The sequence below is a fragment of the Oleiphilus sp. HI0079 genome, from assembly GCF_001635105.1.
In genome coordinates this window covers 1-571 of record NZ_LWFT01000855.1, presented here as the reverse complement: position 1 = coordinate 571, position 571 = coordinate 1, and the positions used below count along the sequence as shown (strand labels likewise).

At 48.3% G+C, this 571-nt stretch carries 1 protein-coding gene and 1 pseudogene; both read right to left on the bottom strand.

From position 1 onward, the window contains the following. The coding region (locus A3750_RS16070; protein ID WP_197475085.1) for a metal ABC transporter permease at window positions 1–371 on the bottom strand (371 nt) is incomplete at its 3' end. A 3-nt stretch (window positions 372–374) separates the two neighbouring features. Beyond that, a pseudogene (locus A3750_RS26230) lies at window positions 375–571 on the bottom strand (hypothetical protein); the annotation flags it as partial.

Here is a 571-nt window from a genome sequence, read left to right as displayed (position 1 = left end):
GCCGCAGGCAAAATCATCACTCCTACCGACATTAAAGTGCCAAGCGCTAGAGAAATTAGGTAAAAAGCGGCCATGCTTGAATCTTCGGCAACGTTGGTTGATCGAGAAACAATACCGGATAACAACGCGACCAAGCAGCCCGCAATAATCGCTCCAAGAGTCATGGCTTCGGTAGATAAGCCTGCGACTAAAAATCCGACTGCGGCACCCGGCAAAATTGCATGGGCCATGACGTCACCCGTCAGACCCATTCGACGAAGCATCAAAAACACACCAACGGGTGCTGCGCTCACGGAAATGGCCAAGCAACCAAGTAAAGCCTGACGCATAAATTCAAACTCGACAAAAGGTTGCAGAAACAAGTCCAACATCAACTAATGCTCTCCAACCACCACATATGGCTCTGCATGATCGTCAAAAGCCTCATTAAATTGAGATGCTCTTTGCAAGTTTTCTTCGGTTAGCACACCATTGGTATGGCCATAAGCAATTGCTCTTCGGGAAAGCAGCAACGTTGTCGGAAAATGTGCCTTGACTTGGTGCAGGTCATGCAGCACGGCTACAATCGTTT